The organism is Leptolyngbya sp. FACHB-671, assembly GCF_014695745.1.
In the GTDB taxonomy this organism is placed as follows: Bacteria; Cyanobacteriota; Cyanobacteriia; order Elainellales; family Elainellaceae; genus JAAUTN01.
Window position 1 is genome coordinate 1 of sequence record NZ_JACJOV010000060.1, and the last position, 2927, is coordinate 2927.

The following is a 2927-nucleotide window of genomic DNA, read 5'->3' on the forward strand; positions in this document are numbered from 1 at the left end:
GACTTACATTGGTTCTGAGCAAGATAAGAGTGATGTAGTTGCCGTGTTCCAGGATGTCTCGACTCAATTTGTCAACAACGCTTCAGGCTATCTCAACAACCCTAACGTGTTTACCTTCTTAGGCTAAGCCGAATAGTGCGGGTCCGGTTGTTTAACTAGAGAGAGGGCTGTGGTTTTGACTACAGCCCTCTTTTCAGCTAGAAGTTGGGCGTTGCTGAATCAAGGTATGAAACGAGGTGAGACAGGGACATCTCCAAATTTGAGGTAGTGCAGTAACAGCAGAGCAAGTTAGATGGGTGTTGGAGTGCCTGTCAGAGAGCGATCGCCAAAAAGTCCGAATCCAATTCCCAGCACAGTGAACTGTCGAACGCATTAAAAAAAACCGGAAAGCTTAACTTGCTGAGGGAGATAGGGAGTAGGTTTTAACATCAAAACAAAGAAGAGTGGGCGATCACTGCAATGTGCTTAGAATTTAAGAAACCGGCTGCGGTGCCGGTTGTTTAGTAATGTGATGTATTTAACTTTTACCAAACTGCGGATTGGAGTGGATAACTGCTTTAGATAGACTTCTTTATTTCTACCGCTAGTATCCAGCCACACAAGGAATAAAGCGATCGCCGCTGCTCAAATTCAGGGTGATGCCAGGTAGCTTTGGGCTAATCGCTGAGTTTGAGGTGTTATGCTGCAATTGTGCCTACCGGTTTCCATGAGAAATCTTGGGCGGAAGCCTTCAGCCTAATAATAGTTGAACCGCCGAAAGGACTGGGAACTCTAGATTATGCATACTTCTGCATCACTAGCAAAGGCTGTATGACGAAGCAGAGTTTAGGACAAAAGTTATCTAGCCTTAAAGTTGGACAAAAGATTGGCTTAGGATATGTCCTTGCTTTAAGCATTGCTGTATCCGGCACTATTGCTGGTTTTGGCATTGGAAATCATTATCAACAACAGGCTGAAGAGCGAGAAGAGCATGTACGCAACGAAGTAGAACTTTTGCAACGTCTGCAATCTCGTGTTCTCCAAACCCGGACTCACCAGCAGCAATTAATCCCTCTAGCGCAATACCCAGACAAATTTCAGGACGAATATGCTCACCTGTTGGAACATGGAGCTGAAGTCCAAGCAATTTGGGTTGAACTCAGGGCATTTGTAGCAAAGCATTCAGCTATGCACGACCGTGTACATCAAGCAGCGATTTCGAACTTCTTGCAAACCTATGATTTTGTGCCACAAGACTACTCCCAGGAAGTAGAACGTCGGGTTGAACAAATTCGTCAGCTGAATCTCGCCTCACCTAGCGATGTTAGGAGGGCTCAAGCGCTGATGTTGGAATTTACCAATAGCGATGTAGCACTTGAATTCGATAGCATCTCAGACGATTTGGTGAGTTTGATTGATCAAACCTATCGAGAACTCGAGGAAGCAGAGAACTTTCGACAACGAGCAAATGAAATTGCTAAGGAAATTATCGTTGCGAGTATTATCTTGTCTGTCGCGATCGCCATTCTGTTAGCAATTTTGACCAGCCGAGCGATCGCCCAACCGATTCAAGCGCTAACGCAGGTTGCTCGACGATCCACTGAGGAGTCTAATTTTGACTTACAAGCAACAGTTGTGCAAAATGACGAGATTGGAACACTTGCCAAGACGTTTAACCAACTGATTCACTCGGTTAAGCAACTCCTAGAGCAACAGAAAATAGCAAACGAACAGCTAGAAACCTATAGCCAAACCCTTGAATCTAAAGTTGAGCAAAGAACTCAAGAACTCAACGACAAAAACACGCAGTTGCAATACCTCCTAGAAGAACTACAGCGCGCCCAGGTGCAGATGGTGCAAAGTGAAAAGATGTCTGCCTTGGGGCAAATGGTAGCAGGGGTCGCCCATGAAATCAATAATCCCGTTAGCTTCATTCACGGCAATCTGACCCACGTGCAAGAATACGCTCACAATTTACTCACCTTTGTGCATCTCTACCAAAAGCACTATCCCGACCCAGTACCCGAAATTCAAGCTGAGGAAGAAGCACTCGATGTAGAATTTATCCAATCTGACCTTCCTAAAACTTTGAACTCCATGAAGATGGGAACAGATCGGATTTGCCAGATTGTTTTATCACTTCGCAATTTCTCACGCATGGATGAGTCCGATTTCAAAGCTGTTGATATCCACGAGGGCATCGACAGTACGTTATTAATCATGCAACATCGCCTGAAAGAGAGTCCAGATCGCCCAGCGATTCAAGTTATTCGTGACTATGGCAATTTGCCTCCAGTGGAATGCTATCCGGGGCAACTCAACCAGGCGTTGATGAACATTCTGGCAAATGCCATTGATGCACTGGAAGAAGCCAATGTTAAACGAACCTTTGAAGAAATCCAGGAGAATCCTAACCAGATCAACATCCAGACTTCCACAATTGATTCAGAATGGATAGAAATTGTAATCTCAGACAACGGCATTGGGCTTCATAAGTCTGTTCGCAACCGGATCTTTGATCCATTCTTCACAACAAAATCTATCGGCAAAGGAACAGGCATGGGGATGTCAATTACCTATCAGATTATCACTGAAAAACATTGTGGTAAGTTGAACTGTTTCTCAATTCCTGGCAAGAGAACGGAGTTTATTATTCAAATTCCTGTTCGGCAGAAGATTCGTGAAGCGGTTTAATAAGTCACTTCAGGGCGTTCAGGAACCGGAAACGTGTTACGAACAATGTGATAAATCTCCCGCGCCACATAGCGCTTGAGACACCGAATGATCTCTCGTTTCGACAGCCCTTGTGCCGTCCGACGTGTGACATAAGCCCGAGTCGGCTCATGCCATCGCATTCGAACAATGACGACACGAAACAGGGCGGCATTGGCCTGGCGATTGCCGCCTCGATTCAAGCGATGGCGCACAGTTTTGCCCGAAGACGCCGG

The 2927-nt window shown here is 45.5% G+C and carries 2 protein-coding genes; one reads left to right on the top strand and one right to left on the bottom strand.

The window, feature by feature from the left end:
* Positions 1-810: 810 nt before the first annotated feature.
* On the top strand, positions 811-2673 hold the full coding sequence (locus H6F93_RS07040) for a HAMP domain-containing sensor histidine kinase (protein WP_190679862.1): 1863 nt from the start codon (positions 811-813) through the stop codon (positions 2671-2673).
* On the opposite strand, the gene H6F93_RS07045 is transcribed toward H6F93_RS07040, so the two are convergent.
* Positions 2670-2927, bottom strand: a 258-nt coding sequence (locus H6F93_RS07045; RefSeq protein WP_190679863.1) for a transposase, incomplete at its 5' end; no start/stop codon positions are given. The two genes, H6F93_RS07040 and H6F93_RS07045, sit on opposite strands and share 4 nt — an antisense overlap.

Bases quoted from the DNA above. Each gene is read 5' to 3' on its own strand.
- H6F93_RS07040 (WP_190679862.1), top strand. From the start codon at position 811: ATGACGAAGCAGAGTTTAGGACAAAAGTTATCTAGCCTTAAAGTTGGA.